The sequence below is a fragment of the Banduia mediterranea genome (genome assembly GCF_031846245.1).
GTDB lineage: Bacteria > Pseudomonadota > Gammaproteobacteria > Nevskiales > Nevskiaceae > Banduia > Banduia mediterranea.
Genome location: NZ_JAVRIC010000009.1, coordinates 73,192 through 90,414 on the forward strand (window position 1 = coordinate 73,192; position 17,223 = coordinate 90,414).

Genomic DNA, 17,223 nt, shown 5'->3' on the forward strand with positions numbered 1-17,223 from the left:
CGAGCAATGCGCCGATCCCAAGCCATATCAAATCCCACAATTCGGAGACCCTTCCCATGAGCGTCAAACAACTACTCGACCTGAGCGGCAAGGTCGCCGTCATCACCGGCGGCTCGCGCGGCCTGGGCCTACAGATGGCCGAGGCACTCGGCGAAATGGGGGCCAGGCTCGCCATTACCGCGCGCAAGCCCGCCGAACTCGAAGAGGCCAAGGCGCATCTCGAAGGCATGGGCATCGAAGTGCTGACGGTGGTCGGTGATCTTTCGAAGTTCGACACCATCGTCGGCATCGTCGATGCGGTGATGCAGCGCTATGGGCAGATCGATGTGCTGGTGAACAACGCCGGTACCACCTGGGGCGCCAACGCCGAGGATCATCCGCTGGAGGCCTGGCAGAAGGTCGTGGACCTGAACCTGACCGGTCTGTTCCGCATCACCCAGGAAGTGGGCCAGCGCTCGATGTTGCCGCGCAAACAGGGGCGCATCATCAATGTGGCCTCGATCGCCGGCTTGCTCGGCAATCCGCACCAGATTCAGCGCACCCTGGCCTATAACACGACCAAGGGCGGCGTGGTCAATCTGACGCGCGCGCTGGCGGCGGAATGGGGCCAGCATGGTGTTACCGTCAACGCGATCTGCCCGGGCTTCTTCCATAGCAAGATGGCCGACAAGCTGATCGAGAACAGCGAGAAGATGATTCTTGAGCTGACACCCACCGGCCGCATCGGCGGCAATGAGGATCTCAAGGGTCTTGCCGTGCTGCTGGCCTCCGGTGCGTCCGCGCATATCACTGGCCAGGCCATCGCGGTTGATGGCGGCGCCTCCGCAATCTGAGAATTGAATGACGCCGATCCCGAACAGCAATCGCCAGATTCTGCTGGTCTCGCGTCCGCAGGGCGCCGTCAGCGAAGACAGCTTCCGCATCGTCGACGCCGCCGTGCCTGAGATTAGCGACGGCCAGGTGTTGGTGCGCAATCACTACCTGTCACTGGACCCCTATATGCGTGGGCGCCTGAATGACGCCAAGAGCTATGCCGATCCGCAGCCGCTGGACGAGGTGATGATCGGCGGCACCGTGGGCGAGGTCATCGACTCGAAATTCGACGGGCTCGAAGCGGGTGATCGCGTCGTCGGTATGGGTGGTTGGCAGCTGGTTTCGGCTCAGGCCGGGAACAGCTTGCGCAAGTTGCCGCCAGGCTTGCCGCTGTCCGTGTTCCTGGGCGCGGTGGGCATGCCGGGCGTGACCGCCTGGATCGGCCTGATGACGATCGGCGAACCCAAGGCCGGCGAAACCGTGGTGGTGTCCTCGGCGGCCGGAGCGGTCGGCGGCGTGGTGGGCCAACTCGCCAAGGCGCGCGGTTGCCGCGCGGTCGGCATTGCCGGCGGCCCGGAAAAATGTCGTTACGTGACCGAGGAACTCGGCTTTGACGCCTGCCTCGACTACAAGGCCGGTGATCTCTATGCCCGACTCAAGGCGGCCACGCCGGACGGTATCGACGTGTACTTCGAGAACGTCGGCGGCGAGATATTCGACACGGTGATTCGGCGCCTCAATCCGTTCGCGCGGATACCGGTCTGCGGCTGGATTTCCAGTTACGACAGCGGCGCGCTGTATCCGATCAGGAATCTGCCGATCATTCTGACGATGCGCGCCAGGATGCAGGGCTTCATCGTCAGCGAACATCTGGAGCACTGGGCCGACGCGTTGCGTGAACTCGGCGAACTGGTGGCGGCCGGACGGATCAAGTATCGCGAGCGCATCACCGAAGGGCTCGAAAAGGCACCGGCCGAATTCATCGGCCTGCTGCACGGCGCCAACTTCGGCAAACAGCTGATCAAGCTGATCTGAACGGAGAAAGGCGGCGATGACCCAATCCAGCCGTGTCCCCAGCACGCCGGTGCGCGAGGCACACCGCTTCGACGAATCCAACCTGCACGCCTACATCGAGCGCGAACTCGGCCTCAAGGGCGAGCTCAGCGTCGAACGGTTCGAAGGCGGGCAGTCCAATCCGACCTATCGAGTGACGATGGGCGGCGAGCGCATGGTGCTGCGACGCAAGCCACCGGGCCCGCTGCTGCCATCCGCGCATGCGGTGGATCGCGAATTCCGGGTGATGCGCGCGCTCGAGGACAGCGCCGTGCCGGTGGCGAAGATGCTGGCGCTGTGTGAGGACGATTCCGTCATCGGCACCATGTTCTATCTGATGCAGTACGTCGAAGGGCGCATCTGGTGGGACCCGCGGCTACAGGACCTCGGCAGCGATCAGCGCACCGCAGTGTTCGACGAAATGAACCGCGTCATCGCCGCGCTGCACCAGGTCGACTACGAAGCGCGCGGTCTCGGCGACTACGGCAAGACCGGCGCTTACATGGAACGCCAGATCGGGCGCTGGTCCAAGCAGTACCTGGCCGCCGAAACCCAGCCGATCGAGGCCATGCACAAGCTCATCGAATGGCTGCCCAAGCACCGTCCGGACGACGACGCCAGCAGCATCGTTCACGGCGACTTTCGGCTCGACAACCTGATGTTCCACCCGCAGGAGCCGCGCGTTCTGGCGGTGCTCGACTGGGAGCTGTCGACACTCGGTCATCCCTTGGTGGACTTCGCCTATCACCTGATGACCTGGCGGATTCCAGCCGAGCTGATGCGCGGCCTGGCCGGCGCCGACCTCAAGGCGCTCGGGATTCCTGGCGAGGCCGAATACGTTGCGCGGTATTGCGCACGCACCGGTCGCAGTGGCGGTATCGCCGATCTGGATTACTACGTCGCCTTCAACATGTTCCGCCTCGCCTCGATTTTGCAGGGCGTGGCCAAGCGCGCCGAACAGGGCAACGCCTCCAGCGCCAAGGCCGTGGAAATGGGGAAGGCGGCACGGCCGCTGGCCGAACTGGCCTGGCAACAAGCCCGCCGTGTCGGCGGCTGAACGACCACCCAGGAGATTTCAATGGACTTCGCCTATTCCGAGCGCTGTCAGCAGTACCGCGAACGTGTCAGCCGCTTCATGGACGAGCACGTGTTCCCGGCCGAGGCCGATTTCTTTGCGGAGGTCGCAGCCAATCGTCAGGCCGGCAACGCCTGGGTGCCGACCGCTGTCGTCGAAACCCTCAAGGAGAAGGCGCGGGCGGCCGGTCTGTGGAACCTGTTCCTGCCCGAATCCGGGGACGGAGCCGGGCTCAGCAATCTGGAATACGCGCCGCTGGCGGAATTGATGGGGCGGTCGCCGATCGCACCGGAAGTCTTCAATTGCAGCGCGCCGGATACCGGCAACATGGAAGTGCTGGCGCGCTACGGCTCGCCGCAACAGCAGGAACGCTGGCTCAAGCCGCTGCTGGCCGGCGAGATTCGCTCTTGTTTCGCGATGACCGAACCGGCCGTGGCCTCCAGCGATGCCACCAATATCGAAGCGCGTATTACGAGGGATGGAGACGACTACATCCTCAAGGGGCGCAAGTGGTGGACCTCTGGCGCCAATGATCCGCGCTGCAAGGTTGCGATCTTCATGGGCAAGTCCGATCCGGACAATGCCGACCGGCACCGCCAGCAATCCATGATTCTGGTACCGATGGACGCGCCAGGCCTGAAAATCCTGCGTCACCTGCCGGTGTTTGGCTACGACGACGCGCCGCACGGCCACGCCGAGATCGAGTTCGACGATGTGCGCGTGCCCGCGTCCAATATATTGCTGGGCGAGGGGCGCGGATTCGAGATCGCCCAGGGCCGGCTCGGGCCGGGCCGGATTCATCACTGCATGCGCCTGATCGGTCTGGCCGAACGCGCCTTGCAGTTGATGTGCCGGCGTGCCTCGCAACGCAAGGCCTTCGGGCGGCTGGTGGCCGAGCAATCGGTGACGATGGAACGTATTGCCGACGCGCGCATCCTGATCGATCAGGCACGCCTTCTCACGCTCAATGCCGCCTGGATGATGGACACGGTGGGCAACAAGGCCGCGCTCAAGCAGATCGGCATGATCAAGGTGGCCGCGCCGAACATGGCCTGTCAGGTCATCGACTGGGCGATGCAGGTCCACGGCGCAGCCGCAATGTCGGACGACTTCCCGCTGGCCTATGCCTATACCAGTGCGCGCAGTCTGCGTTTCGCCGATGGCCCGGACGAGGTGCATCGCAATCAGATCGCCAAGCTCGAGCTGCGTGCGCAGTTGCCGCGCTGAGCCCAGGCCGAAAGACAAGAATATGCCTGACGACTACGCCGAACGGCCCGACACAGCGGGTAGCAAGGACCGTCAATTCGTGACCGCGCTGGCGCGTGGCTTGTCGGTGCTGCGCTGCTGGAAAGGCGGTGACAAGTACCTTGGCAATCGCGACATCGCCGCGCGCACCGGCTTGCCGAAACCCACCGTATCGCGCCTGACCCACACGCTGACCGAACTGGGTTATCTGGACTATTCGGAGACGCTGGAAAAGTACTCGCTGGGTGTCGGCGTGCTCGCGCTCGGTCATGCCTATCTGGCCAACCAGAGCGTTCGCGAGGTGGCGCGGCCGTTGATGCAGGCGCTGGCCGAGGCGTTCGAGGCGACGGTATTGCTGGGCACGCCGGATCAGACGCACATGGTCGTGGTCGAGGTCTGCCACGGCAACGAGAACTTCCTGCTCAAGCGTGATGTTGGCCAGCGTGTTCCGCACTGCACCACCGCACTCGGCCGAGCCTATCTGGCCGCCCTGCCAGCGTCCGAGCGGGAGCAGGCGATTCGCCGGCTGCAAACGCATTCTCACGGCGCAGACTGGGCGCGTGCGCGCGCGGGCATCGATCAGGCCTGCGCGGACTATCAGCGCTACGGTTTCGTCTTTTCGCTGGGCGAATGGCGCCCGCAGGTTTACGCCGCCGGCGTGCCACTGGTATCGCAGGACGCTTCGCGCATCTTCGCGATCAACTGCAGTGGTCCGCTGTACGCCATGACTAGAAAGCGCATCGTGCAGGACATCGGGCCGCGCCTGTTGCAGATGCGCGATCAGATCATCTCGACGCTGGGCGGCCGCTTCTGAACCTTGTCCTGGCAGCGGATCCGGTTTGCATGGCGTCGGGCGCTGCGGCAGGCTGGGCTCATGAACGCGAACAAGCACCTGATCGAAGACGAGGGCGGTATGGACCGCCTGCTGGCCGGGATCCGAAGCATCGCCGTGCTCGGTATCAAGACCGAAGCGCAAGCCGGACAGGCGGCCTTCTATGTGCCAAAGTACTTGGTGGAGGCGGGGCTGAGGGTGATCCCGGTGCCGGTCTATTACCCCGAAGTCGAGCAGATACTGGGTGAGCCGGTCAACCGCCGGCTGGCAGACATTCCGCAGGACGTCGATCTGGTCAACATCTTTCGTCGGCCGGCGGATATCGATGCGCATGTCGATGACATCCTGCTCAAGCGTCCACGCGCAGTGTGGATGCAGCTCGGGATTCGCAACGATGCCGTCGCGCGGCGGCTGGCGGATGCCGGAATCGACGTGGTGCAGGATCGTTGCCTGATGGTGGAGCATCGCCGCTTCGCCGCCGCTGCTCGATGAGGCCCGGCGCGTCGACGCACTTCAGATCGCGCTGAGCGACACCACAAAGATCAGGCCCGACCACAGCAGCGCCACGAACGAATAGCCCATCACGGACCGTGCGCTGACCCGGGCCAGGGTCAGCACCGGCAGCATGATCAGCGGCTGGATGAGGTTGGTCCATTCGTCACCCAGCGACACCGCCATCGCGGTGGCCGATAGCGAGGCGCCGATCTGGTCCGCCACCGTCATCATGATCGGCCCCTGGACCGCCCATTGGGCACCGCCCGAAGGAATGAAGATGTTGAGCAGGCCGCCGCTGAAGAAGGCGAACAGCGGCAGGCTGTCGGCATCCGCCACCGAGGCGCAAGCAGCTACCAGCATGGCGCCCAGGCCGGAACTGGCGATCAGCCCCGCGATGCCCGCATAGAACGGGTACTGAACCAGAAACGGCGCGGCGATGCGGCCGCCAGCCACCGTGATGCGGGCATAGCGATCAAGGTTTCCGGCGCAAAGTATCCCCACCGTCAGCAGGCTGAAGTTCATCAGATTGAGCGTCAGCCCGTCGCCGCGTGCGATGTAGTGGATGTACAGATAGATCAGCCCGAGCGCGGCAATCGCAGCGGCGAGCAGACGCGAGCGTTCGAGGCGCAGTGCCGGTGTGGCCGTCGCCGTGGTTTCGCCATCGGTGTCTGGGCCCGGCTGCGTCTCGCGCCTCAGGTGGTCCGGAATTTCCGCGATCTGCGCCGGATCGCGGGGGTGCAGCAGGGCCATGAGCACCGGCAGGCTCAGCAGGAGCACCGCCACGGTCAGCAGATTCCAAAGGGAAAACAGCGTCTCCGAGGCGGGGATGACGCCAATCTGCTCCTCAAGGAAATGGCCCGGTGTGGCGATCGTCAGACTGATCGATGCCGAGATGCCCTGATGCCAGACCACGAATCCGGAAAACGCCGACGCCACCAGTAGCGGATAGTGCACGCGAATGCCTCGCCGGCGACAGGCTTCGCCGACCGCGCGCGACATGATCCCGGCGGCAACCAGCGCGGTCGACCAGGACAGCAGCGCGATCAGACCGGTCAGCAGGCATACCGTGATATAAGCCATGCGCGCCGAACGCACCAGGCCGGCGGTGTGCAGCAGCAGCGCATTGACCGGTCGCGTGCTCGCCAGCGCGTAGCCGAGCAACAGCGTCAGCGCGATCTGGTTGGTGAACGCGAGCAGATTCCAGAAGCCGTCGCCCCAGGCTTCGACCGCGCCGATCAGCGTGGTGTCCGTCAGCCCGATCGCCAGCGCGAACGTCAGCAGTGTAAGCAGCACGGCGATCACGAAGGAATCGGGCAGCCATCGTTCGAACACACGGACAATGGCGGTGATCAAGCGGTTCAACACGAATGCTCCTCCAGCGGTTCTGTTGTTGTGCCGCACCGCTGAACCGGGGCCGGCTATCGTTCTGTGCAGCAACTGTAGGGTTCGAGCTGCGCGGCGTCGAGGGTGGGCAGGGCTGCCCATCGCACGCAAGTCCAAGTATGTTGGCGGCTGGTTTCGATGCGATCTCCGATGTGTCGATTGAACTGACGCAATTTGCCCGAATTCGACTGTTTCCGTGCTCTGGTCGCCGCAACGCCATCGACGGTTGCAGCCCGAAGGCCTTCCAGCAACATCTGAACGAGGTGACACCGGTCAAGGTGCTCGAGGGCTATGCGCCGTTCTGTCAGTTGCGCGTTTATCGCAACTGGACACGGACGCGCTGCACCACCGTAGCAATCACGCCCGACAACGCCCAGCTGCTGAAGTCGGCCTATGAGGCCCGCACACGCGATGAGCTGCCTGTTCTGAACCGCTGGTTCGAAGGTGTCAGTCCGCCGCTTGCGAGCTACCTGATCGTGATTGTCTACGACCGCGAACAGCTGCAGAAGGAAGGCGAATCGATCGCGGCGGAGTGGGGGATCGTCGGCTGCATGGCAACCGATTTGCCGGAAGAAGTGCCGATGGCACCAATCACGATGATGCGCAATGCACTGGGCGTGGACGAGGGCGGCTCCGGCGTTCCACTGGACCGGGACGCCTATCGGCGCAGTGTCGAATTCTGGAGCACGCACGCGAACTGGCGCGAAGCACCGCCCTGAAAGAGATGCCGCTCAGTTGGCCGGGGGTTTGCGCCCGAGATTCGTGAAGCGCCCGATGACAAACAGCACGAAGCCTGTGGTAATCGCAGCCGCCCCCCAAGTTGCGAGCGGAATTGCAGTGGTCAGCGCCACGAGCATGCCGCAGGCGATCAGCACGAAGCCCACGCGCTCCCAGTAGCTGATCGGTCTCGGCTCGGCACCACTCGGGCCATTGGTGTTCGGTGTATTGGACTCAGTCATCAATCGTATCCACAGTCCCCGGTTCAGGGAGCGACCTTTACATGCGAGCGGGCGGCGCGCAAACGGGAGGCTGGTGATTCGCCGGTCTCCTTGGTCACGGGAGGGACTTGGAAATTCCCGCTGAAGTCGGGTTGAGAGCTTGCGCCAGCGGCGCGCTGGTCAAGTTGTGACTAATCCGGAAGCCTTTGACGGAAATCCGGATATCGATGTGGTCAAGTAGTGTCCATGTCTCGGTTTGGCCAGAATTTTTCATAAAAGCGGGTGAATCTCGTTTATCCATTTGATATAATTTGAATTATTCAAATAACGCTTCGGACGAAGCATGGACGAGGCCGCCAGTGAATCAGTCCCGGACCCAGCTGCGTTTTCCCTCCATCGCCGGCTTTACGGTGCGCGCCGCTCTGCTCAGGCCGAGCCAGCCGCCAAAAACGACCTCGGCAGTGATCGCACGTCCGACCACGGGTTCCTCGCCTGCGCGCAAGCCGGGGAAACAGCACTTGGCGCGTGCTCGAAGCGCCCAAGACCCGCGATCATGGCCGCCGGCAGCACTTCGCTGGATCGGACTGGCGCAGAAATCGGCTCGGTCGAGCGCCGGTCAGCTGGCGGAGGGTGCCGAGCGGGGCGTGGGGGGCGGTTTGTGAAACATCCGGCTTAGGTATTGCGCTCAGCGCGTGCGAGCAGATCGTCGAACAACAGGCACAAGGACTCAAGCTGATCATTGAGATCGTGTCCAGCATCCAGCACATGCAAGGCCGCCCTGTTACGCTGCGCGAATCTCCAGGCGGCCTCCACCGGAACAATATCATCACGCCAGCCATGCGCGACGGCGGCCAGCTCCGGAATGCCCGCCGGCTCCTCGTCCCAGTTCGGGAAGTACAAGGCCGGCGCCATCAAGAAAAGGGCGGTCGGGCGCAGTGCCGCGCAGGCTTGTGCCGAGACGTAGCCGCCCATGCTGGAGCCGCACAGCACCAGTGTCTTCGCCCGAGGATGCTGGCCTAGCAGTTGCTGGACGCGTTCGCGGGGATCGTGGGTGCGACTATAATCCGGGCTATCCACGGCGAATCCCCTAGCCCGCGCCACCTCGGCGAGGCGGGTGATCTTGATGCCCCAGGGGCCGCTTTCCTTGCCATGGGCAAACGAGACAAGCTTGTCGACATCCTGCATGGCTGAATCTGTGGAGATCATGACTTTCGATTCTAGGGTACTGCGGAACCGAAATCGCCATCCCTTGCGCTTGTGGACGCGTCCATGAATCTGCTCAAGCTGGCCAACCTGGTGCTCGCGCTGATTGGCGCGGTACTCGCGATCGTGACCGCCGTCGTTGCGATCCTGTTTGCCGCCAATCTGCATTTGGCGCCCGAACTCGCCGCGGAACTGCCACGCCTGCTGCGTTTTGGTCTGAGTTTTGCCGCGTTCGCGGTCGTCGCCGGTCTGGCCGCCTGGGCGCAGCATCGCGTTCATCCCTGGCGCTGGGTGTTTCAGTTGGCCTTGCCGGCCGTGGGCGTGGTTTGTGCCCTGGTGCTGTGGTCCCTGGCGACGAAATGACCGCCAGCTGCGCGGTGCCGTTCAACGCGACTACCATCGGCCCATGCTGACCAAACCTCATCAATGGAATCCCTGGGCGCTGCTGCCGCTGTTGGCCGGCGTCTACTGGCTGCTTGCGGCGCAAGGTGGCTTGTGGCTGACGTTGGGTCTGGTGCCGGCTACATTGATGATCGCCGGCGGGGTGTCGATGTTCCTCTGGCCCGGCGTGGACAAGACCATGCAGTTCGTTTCGGCGGGCAGTGCGCTCGGCGTCGTGGCCGCGATTCCACTGCTGTTCGTCAATCGCGAAGCGCTGCTGACCGCGGCCTTGTCCGCCGCCAGTTTTGTTGTCGCCGGCCGCATGCTGATCCGCCAGACTCGAATCGTCGAAGACGTGCCGCCGCCGCAGGACAAGTTGTCGCTGTGGATCAAGGCAGCGCTGGACGACATGCTGCTGGCCTATTTGTCCGGTACGGCGCACGTACCGGGCGGTGCCGCGGCTGACCGCATGTGCGCCGATCTCAAATCGGCTGCTGAAACACTGGCTGCGCGCGGGCAGCTGGAGAACCCGGCGGCCTATCACCGCACACCGATCGCACCCGGCGAGGTCCGTCTGCGCGCGCGTCGGGCGGCCGGTCACGATTTCGAGGAACTGCGGTTCAACAGCGGCTATCAGCCGGATTTGGAACTCCCCGGCGCCGAACGGCATCTGTCGTACAAGAACAATGCCGAGGTGGCCGCCTGGGTGTTCCGGCGCGGTGCGGGCGATGCCGCACCGGAGAGACCGTGGCTGATCTGCATTCATGGCTATCGCATGGGCGTGCACTGGCAGGATTTCGGTCTGTACCGCCCGGCTTGGCTGCATCAGCGACTGCGGCTCAATCTGATGATGCCGGTACTGCCGCTGCATGGCCCGCGCCGCGAAGCCTGGCGCAGCGGTGACGGTTACCTCGATCACAACTTCGCCGATATGCTGCATACGCATGCACAGGCCTTGTGGGACATTCGGCGCTGCATCGCCTGGGTCCGGCAACAGCAGCCGGATGCTCGTATCGGATTGCTGGGTTTCAGTCTGGGTGGTTACACCACGGCCTTGGCAGCGCAGTACGAAGCCGAGCTTGACTTCGCGGTGGCCTGCATTCCGGCCACGGATTTCGCTTCCACGCTATGGCGCCAGGTACCGCCCGAACATCAGCGCTATTACCGCGAACGCGGTGTCGACGAGGACTTCCTGCGCGCCGTCATGGCCCCGGTGTCGCCTTTGTCGTCACCACCGCTGTTGTCGCGCGATCGCTGCCATATTGTCGCTGGCGTCGCCGATCGCGTGGTGCCGCCGGTCGAAGCGCTGAAGCTTGCGCAGCATTGGCAAACACCGGTGCACTGGTATCAGGGCGGGCACCTGAGCTTTCGCCGGGAGCCGGTAGTGCGCGAGACCATCGAGAACGCCATGCGCGCCGCCGGTTGGGCGATTCCGTCGGCGTAAGCGGACGTGTTGCGCTAACGGCCATGGCGCAAGCGCCACCCTGCACAATGAATCGCCTGCGGGATGGCCGTTCCCCTCACCCACCGTTCGCATTCGCGAGCGGCCCCCCTCCTCCCGCAAGCGGGCGAGGGTCGGTCGGCATCACGCAGTGCGTGATTCACGTTAAAGTGACTGCAAACCAAGCCAGAAGACCCCGAACCCGCATGCGTGTCGCAATTTCGGCCACCGGCCTCCATACCCCTCCGGCGTCGATCTCCAATGACGAGCTGGTCGCGTCATTCAACGCCTACGTCGAGAAATTCAACCAGACCCACGCGGCCGAGATCGAGGCCGGCACGGTTGCCGCTTTGGCGCCGTCCAGCAGCGGGTTCATCGTCAAGGCCTCGGGTATTCACAGCCGACACGTGGTCGATCGCGACGGTGTGCTCGACATCGATCGCATGCGCCCGTCGATTCGTGCGCGTAGCGAGACCGAGCCCTCGCTGATGTGCGAAATGGGTGCGGCCGCTGCCAACCAGGCGCTGCAGCGCGCCGGCCGCCGTGCTGACGAGATCGATGCCGTGATCGTGGCCTGTTCGAACATGCAGCGGGCTTATCCGGCGATCGCCGTGGAACTGCAGGCCGCGCTCGGGGCCGGGGGCTTTGGCTACGACATGAACGTGGCCTGCGCCTCGGCCGCCTTCGGCATCCAGACCGCAGTGGATGCGGTACGCCAGGGCAGCGCACGGCGCGTGCTGGTGGTCTCGCCGGAAATTTGCAGCGGTCATCTGAACTTTCGCAATCGCGACTGTCACTTCATCTTCGGCGACGCTGCCACCGCGGTCGTGGTCGAACCGCTGGAGGAAGCGCACGGCGAGGTCGTGTTCGAGGTCTTGGGGACGCGCCTGAAGACGCAGTTCTCGAACAATATTCGCAACGAGCTCGGTTTTTTGTCGCCCACTGAAGTTCCGCCACGGCGCTGGGATGAACTGCTGTTCCGGCAGGAAGGACGTAAGGTCTTCAAGGAAGTGGTGCCGATGGTGGCGGAGCTGCTGACGACGCATCTGGCGGATCTGGGCCTTGCGCCGGCCGATGTGCGCCGCTTCTGGCTGCATCAGGCCAACCTGGGCATGAACGAGCTGATCGCCAAGCGTGTGCTCGGGCGCGAGGCGACGCGCGAGGAGGCGCCGGTGATTCTGGATGAATACGCCAACACCAGCTCGGCCGGATCGGTCATCGCATTCCACAAGTACCAGCAGGGCCTGCAGCCGGGCGATGCGGTGGTGCTCTCGGCTTTCGGCGCTGGCTATTCCGCAGGCAGCGTGGTGATGCGGCGAGCCTAGGTAGCGCGGCGCTGGCATAGGCACGAATCGTTTCAATTCGAAAGGCCGCGTGAATGCCTGAGCATCGCGAGTCCGCATCGGGTTAAGCTGGACTCCCCTTTTTTTCAGCGTTGCCATGCCACGTCCCGCCGTTCTGCGCGAGGCCTATCAAGCGCCCGCCTTCCTGATTTCTCAGGTGGCGCTCGACGTCGAGATTCGTGACGAGCACACCGTGGTTCGGGCCGATCTGAACATCGAGCGGCAGCGCCCTGATATTCCATTGCTGCTCGATGCCCGTCACATGAGACTGCAGGCGATTGCCATCGACGATCGTCGATTGCGCGCTGCTGAATACGAAGTCAGCAGCGACCGCATCGAGATCGCCGACGTTCCGCAGCGCTTCCGCCTGGCGACCACGGTTGTCATCGATCCGGAAGGCAACCGCGCGCTGGAAGGCCTGTATCGTTCCGGTCCGATGCTTTGCACGCAGTGCGAGGCTCACGGCTTTTCACGGATCACGCCATTTCCGGATCGGCCGGACGTCCTGTCGCGTTACCGCGTGCGCATCGAGGCCCACCGGGCGACCTATCCGGTGCTGCTATCCAATGGCAACCCTGTGGAATCCGGCGATTTGCCGGAGGGCCGCCATTTCGCGGTGTGGGAAGACCCCTACGCCAAACCCTGTTATCTGTTCGCGCTGGTCGCAGGCGACCTGAGCTGTGTCGAGGACGAGTTCGTGACCCGGTCCGGGCGCCCCGTGCGCATCGGTTTCTACGTGGACCACGGCAACGAATCGCGGGTCGATCACGCGATCGCTTCACTGAAGCGGGCGATGCGCTGGGACGAAGACCATTACGGCCTTGAATACGATCTGGACCGCTACATGGTCGTCGCCGCGCGAGACTTCAACATGGGCGCGATGGAGAACAAGGGCCTCAATCTGTTCAACGCGGCCTACGTGCTGGCCTCGCCCGACACGGCGACCGACGATGACTACGAAGCCGTCGAGGCGGTGATCGGGCATGAGTACTTTCACAACTGGACCGGCAATCGCGTGACCTGTCGTGACTGGTTCCAGCTGTCGTTGAAGGAAGGCCTGACGGTGCTGCGCGAGCAACAGTTTCGGACCGCCTCGCGCGCCAGCGGCGTGGCGCGAATCGAGCAGGTGCAGACCCTGCGCGCCCAGCAGTTCCCGGAGGATGCGGGCCCGACTGCGCATTCGGTGCGTCCCGACCGGTATGTGGAGATCAACAATTTCTACACGCCCACCGTTTACGAGAAGGGCGCCGAGATCCTGCGCATGATCGAGGCCCTGCAAGGGCCGGGCACCTTCGTCGAAGGTGTGCGTCGCTATCTGCACGAGTTCGATGGGCAGGCGGCGACGATCGAGGATTTCCTGGCGGCGCAGGAGTCGGTCGGCCAGCGGAATCTCGATGGGTTCCGAACCTGGTACAGCCAGGCCGGCACGCCGGTGGTACGCGTCGAGGACGAGTGGCGTGATGGCCATTACCGCCTGCGCCTGTACCAGCAAACACCGCCGACACCAGGGCAGCCGGTAAAGCGGCCAGTGCCGATTCCGATCGGTTTCGCGCTCTATGATCCGAATGGTGCGGAGCTTGAGCTGCCGCCGACGCAGGGGCTGGTCCGCGAGGATCTGATCCTGATCGAGGACGAAGCCATGGAGTTGTCGTTCGGCCCCTTCGAGCGGCGTCCGGTCCCGGCTTTTCTGCATGGTTTCTCGGCGCCGGTGCGGCTTGATTATGCCTATACCCCGCAGCAGCTCGCCCTGCTGGTGACGGCCGAGGCCGATCCGTTCCTGCGTTGGGAATCCGTGCAGGAATTGATGATCCTGGCTCATGCCGAATTGGTGGACGGTGAGCCGGGCGCCATTGTGGGCGTGCTGCTCGAAACCCTGCAGCGGCTCGCTGCCAATCCGCCCGAGGACCGCGCATTGCTGGCCTGGCTGATGAGCCTGCCGGCTCTGACGATGCTTGCGGAACGTCAGGCGCGGATCGATCCGGAAGCGGTTGTCGCCGCGCACCAGCGACTCAAGCTCGAAATCGGCGCGGCGCTGTGCGGGCCGTTTTCGGTTTGGGCGGAGTGGGGCAGTACCGGTGAACGGGGTGTCGATCGCCGCGCTCTGTCCAACGTGGCCCTGGACTACCTCGCGGCTCAGGGCACGTCTGCCGCGCTGGAACTTGCGCGCAAGCGGGCGATGAACAGCCACAATTTCACGCTGGTCTTGGGTGCGCTCAATGCGCTCAATGGTACGGGGTCTTCGCAACGAGCCCTCGCGCTGGCGGCCTGCCGCGAATCATGGCGCGATGATCCCCTGCGCCTGGATCGCTGGTTTTCGCTGGAAGCTCGTGCAATCGATGGCGATGTCGCCGCCAGTCTGCAGATCCTTCTGGACGACTCAGCCTTCACCTGGGCGAATCCGAACCGGGTGCGCGCCGTGCTCGGCGCCTTCGGCACCCAGAACTGGCGGGCCTTCCATCGGCCGGAATCGTATGCCCTGTATGCGCGCCTGCTGCTGCGTCTGGACGGGACCAATCCGCAGGTCGCATCGAGGCTGTCCAAGCCACTGCTGCGCTGGCGCCGCTATGCCGAGCCCTGGGGTGGCGGCATGCATGACGCTTTGATGACGCTGTCCGCAGAGCGCCTGTCACCGGATCTTGGTGAGATGGTAACGCGTGCCCTGGATGGCGGACACGATTGATCGCCAAATAATTCAACAAGTTGCGATCTGTCAAATCACTGTCATCATTTGTCAATATTGTAATGAAGTGGCAACAGTCCAAATATGACAATGACGAACAAGCAGGTTTTGGCGGTCGAAGATGAAAGCTCGATCCGCGAGATGGTTCGCTTCGCGCTGGAGCGCGCGGATTTCTCGGTGGCCGAAGCGGCGGACGTGGCGCAGGCGCGGGTGCGGATCGCCGATGCGCGTCCCGATCTGATTCTGCTCGACTGGATGATGCCCGGCGTGTCCGGTGTGGAGTTCGCGCGCGAACTCAAGAGCAGTCCGACCACACGCGATATTCCGATCATCATGGTGACGGCGCGCGCCGAAGAGGAAGACCGCGTGCGCGGGCTCAACCTGGGCTGCGACGATTACGTCTGCAAGCCGTTCTCGTTTCCGGAACTGATCGCGAGAATTCAGGCGGTGATGCGTCGCAGCATGCCGGGCGGGGAAGAGGAGAAGCTGCGGATTTCCGGCCTGGAAGTCGACGCGGCGAGCCAGCGGGTGACCGCCAGCGGCGAACCGGTACGGCTTGGCCCGACCGAATATCGATTGCTGCATTTCTTCGTCAGCCATCCGGAGCGGGTGTATACGCGCGAACAGGTACTCGACCGCGTGTGGGGACAGAACGTCTATGTCGAGGAGCGCACGGTCGACGTGCACATCAGGCGGCTGCGCAAGGCGCTGGCGCCGCATGGCTATGATGCGATGATCCAGACTGTGCGTGGAACGGGCTACCGGTTTTCGGAGACGGTCTGAGCGTGCCTGCTGAGCGGCGTCATCGTTTCGCAGTCCGCTGTCGTTAAACTCGTCCCATGCCTGTATGGACTTCTGAGCGCCGATGGACACCGGTTTGATGCAAGCGGCCTGGCGGCGCGAGATCGCGAGAATAATCGCGCTGCTGCTGGTCTTCGGCCTTGCCGGTGGCCTGCTCGGTCATGTCTGGGCCGGTCTTGTGATCGCGCTTGCGATCTGTCTGGCGCTGCAGCTGCGCATGTTGCGCTGGCTGTCGCGTTGGGTGGTTCATCCCAAGCGCGTCGATCTTCCGGATCCGACCGGCGTCTGGGGCGAGGTCTTCGAGCAACTGCTCGAAATGCAGAAGCGCAATCGCAAGCGCAAGAAGCGCCTGGCCGCGATCGTGGCCGAATTTCAGTCCTCGACCGCCGCCCTGCCGGATGGTGCCGTGGTGATGTCGTCGCGTGGCGAGATCGTCTGGTTCAACAGTTCCGCGCAGATTCTGCTGGGCCTGCGTTCACCGCAGGACGTGGGGCAGCGCATTGCCAATCTGGTGCGTCATCCGTCGTTCGCCAACTACCTGGCGGTCGAGCAGTTCGAATCCGATGTCGAGCTGATCTCGCCGATCAATGAGCACGTGACACTGGCGATGCGCATCATTCCCTATGGCGAAGGACAACGCCTGCTGATCGTTCGTGATGTCAGTGAGCATCGGCGTCTGGAAGTGATGAGGCGCGACTTCGTCTCCAACGCCTCGCATGAATTGCGCACGCCGCTGACAGTATTGCGCGGCTACCTCGACATGATGGAGCCGGATACGCGCGGCAAGGGTGCACTGCTCGAATGGAAGGCGCCGATCGGCGAGATGCGCGCCCAGGCGACGCGCATGGAGTCCTTGATCACCGACCTGCTGAAGCTGGCACGACTGGAATCGGATTCCTCGGTCGCTCGTCAGGAACTGATCGACGTGCCGCATCTATTGCATCGCATCGCCGAGGATACGCGGCGGCTGTCACCCGACCGGCACACCGTGGAAGCCGCCATCGAAGCGGATATCAAGCTGCTGGGCCGCGATTCTGAATTCCACAGTCTGTGCCAGAATCTGCTGCAGAACGCGATCCAGTATTCGCCCGACGGCGGGGCTGTTCGCTTGCGCTGGTGGGGCGATGAGGACGGCGCGCACCTGTCGGTGGCCGACAGTGGCCTGGGGATCGACGAGGCCGATATTCCACGGCTCACCGAGCGCTTCTACCGTGTCGATGTGGCCCGCTCCCGTTCGCGCGGCGGCACCGGCCTGGGCTTGGCGATCGTCAAGCACGCGCTCGAACACCACGAGGCCAGATTGGAAATTATCAGCCAGCCGGGCATCGGCAGCACCTTCATCTGTCATTTTCCGGCGCACCGGGTTCAGCGTGCGCAGCCGATGGTCGTCAACGGCTGAAACCGCGGCAGTTCCTGTTCAGCAATGGCGATGACGTCAACACGCTGAAATTCAACTCAAGCACACTGCCGAGCTTTGCGCTGCGGGCGGATGTTCCGGCACGCGCGTGACGCGGTAAGCTGCCGTACGGCGCGATCCTGC

16 protein-coding genes are annotated in these 17,223 nt (G+C 63.7%); 13 read left to right on the top strand and 3 right to left on the bottom strand.

The window, feature by feature from the left end; all coding sequences use genetic code 11:
- Positions 1–56: 56 nt before the first annotated feature.
- The 6 genes from RM530_RS08290 to RM530_RS08315 are packed head-to-tail and all read left to right on the top strand — an operon-like array spanning position 57 to position 5,510.
- Positions 57–833, top strand: a complete 777-nt coding sequence (locus RM530_RS08290) for an SDR family oxidoreductase (RefSeq protein ID WP_311364756.1) — start codon at positions 57–59, stop codon at positions 831–833.
- 16 nt (positions 834–849) lie between these two features.
- A complete protein-coding gene (locus RM530_RS08295; RefSeq protein WP_349256201.1) occupies positions 850–1,848 on the top strand; it encodes an NADP-dependent oxidoreductase in 999 nt (332 codons plus the stop codon).
- A gap of 16 nt (positions 1,849–1,864) precedes the next feature.
- Positions 1,865–2,923 carry a phosphotransferase family protein gene (locus RM530_RS08300; protein ID WP_311364758.1) on the top strand — a complete coding sequence of 353 codons (1,059 nt, stop codon included), beginning with the start codon at positions 1,865–1,867 and terminating at the stop codon, positions 2,921–2,923.
- A 21-nt stretch (positions 2,924–2,944) separates the two neighbouring features.
- Positions 2,945–4,168 carry an acyl-CoA dehydrogenase family protein gene (locus tag RM530_RS08305; protein ID WP_311364759.1) on the top strand — a complete coding sequence of 408 codons (1,224 nt, stop codon included), beginning with the start codon at positions 2,945–2,947 and terminating at the stop codon, positions 4,166–4,168.
- A gap of 22 nt (positions 4,169–4,190) precedes the next feature.
- The gene (locus tag RM530_RS08310) at positions 4,191–5,000 is read left to right on the top strand and encodes an IclR family transcriptional regulator (RefSeq protein WP_311364760.1); all 810 of its coding nucleotides are present in this window, start codon (positions 4,191–4,193) and stop codon (positions 4,998–5,000) included.
- 60 nt (positions 5,001–5,060) lie between these two features.
- The gene (locus RM530_RS08315) at positions 5,061–5,510 is read left to right on the top strand and encodes a CoA-binding protein (RefSeq protein ID WP_311364761.1); all 450 of its coding nucleotides are present in this window, start codon (positions 5,061–5,063) and stop codon (positions 5,508–5,510) included.
- 21 nt (positions 5,511–5,531) lie between these two features.
- On the opposite strand, the gene RM530_RS08320 is transcribed toward RM530_RS08315, so the two are convergent.
- Positions 5,532–6,878 (bottom strand): short-chain fatty acid transporter, encoded by a 1,347-nt coding sequence (locus tag RM530_RS08320; protein WP_311364762.1) that lies wholly within the window; start codon positions 6,876–6,878, stop codon positions 5,532–5,534.
- A 170-nt stretch (positions 6,879–7,048) separates the two neighbouring features.
- On the opposite strand from RM530_RS08320, the gene RM530_RS08325 reads away from it, so the two are divergent.
- Positions 7,049–7,615 carry a DUF3228 family protein gene (locus tag RM530_RS08325; RefSeq protein ID WP_349256202.1) on the top strand — a complete coding sequence of 189 codons (567 nt, stop codon included), beginning with the start codon at positions 7,049–7,051 and terminating at the stop codon, positions 7,613–7,615.
- 12 nt (positions 7,616–7,627) lie between these two features.
- On the opposite strand, the gene RM530_RS08330 is transcribed toward RM530_RS08325, so the two are convergent.
- A complete protein-coding gene (locus tag RM530_RS08330) occupies positions 7,628–7,855 on the bottom strand; it encodes a hypothetical protein (RefSeq protein WP_311364764.1) in 228 nt (75 codons plus the stop codon).
- Positions 7,856–8,506: 651 nt separating this feature from the next.
- Positions 8,507–9,040 carry an alpha/beta fold hydrolase gene (locus RM530_RS08335; protein WP_311364765.1) on the bottom strand — a complete coding sequence of 178 codons (534 nt, stop codon included), beginning with the start codon at positions 9,038–9,040 and terminating at the stop codon, positions 8,507–8,509.
- A gap of 63 nt (positions 9,041–9,103) precedes the next feature.
- Here RM530_RS08335 and RM530_RS08340 point away from each other — a divergent pair, with 63 nt between their 5' ends.
- The 6 genes from RM530_RS08340 (at position 9,104) to phoR (ending at position 17,082) form a co-directional block, all read left to right on the top strand.
- Positions 9,104–9,400 (top strand): hypothetical protein, encoded by a 297-nt coding sequence (locus RM530_RS08340; protein WP_311364766.1) that lies wholly within the window; start codon positions 9,104–9,106, stop codon positions 9,398–9,400.
- Positions 9,401–9,443: 43 nt separating this feature from the next.
- A complete protein-coding gene (locus RM530_RS08345; protein WP_311364767.1) occupies positions 9,444–10,862 on the top strand; it encodes an alpha/beta hydrolase family protein in 1,419 nt (472 codons plus the stop codon).
- Between the two features lie 203 nt (positions 10,863–11,065).
- Positions 11,066–12,184 carry a beta-ketoacyl-ACP synthase III gene (locus RM530_RS08350; protein WP_311364768.1) on the top strand — a complete coding sequence of 373 codons (1,119 nt, stop codon included), beginning with the start codon at positions 11,066–11,068 and terminating at the stop codon, positions 12,182–12,184.
- Between the two features lie 115 nt (positions 12,185–12,299).
- Positions 12,300–14,882, top strand: a complete 2,583-nt coding sequence (gene pepN, locus RM530_RS08355) for an aminopeptidase N (RefSeq protein WP_311364769.1) — start codon at positions 12,300–12,302, stop codon at positions 14,880–14,882.
- A gap of 90 nt (positions 14,883–14,972) precedes the next feature.
- Positions 14,973–15,665, top strand: coding sequence for a phosphate regulon transcriptional regulator PhoB (phoB, locus tag RM530_RS08360; protein ID WP_311364770.1), 693 nt, complete (start codon positions 14,973–14,975; stop codon positions 15,663–15,665).
- Between the two features lie 82 nt (positions 15,666–15,747).
- A complete protein-coding gene (phoR, locus tag RM530_RS08365) occupies positions 15,748–17,082 on the top strand; it encodes a phosphate regulon sensor histidine kinase PhoR (RefSeq protein ID WP_311364771.1) in 1,335 nt (444 codons plus the stop codon).
- The last annotated feature ends 141 nt before the right edge of the window (positions 17,083–17,223 follow it).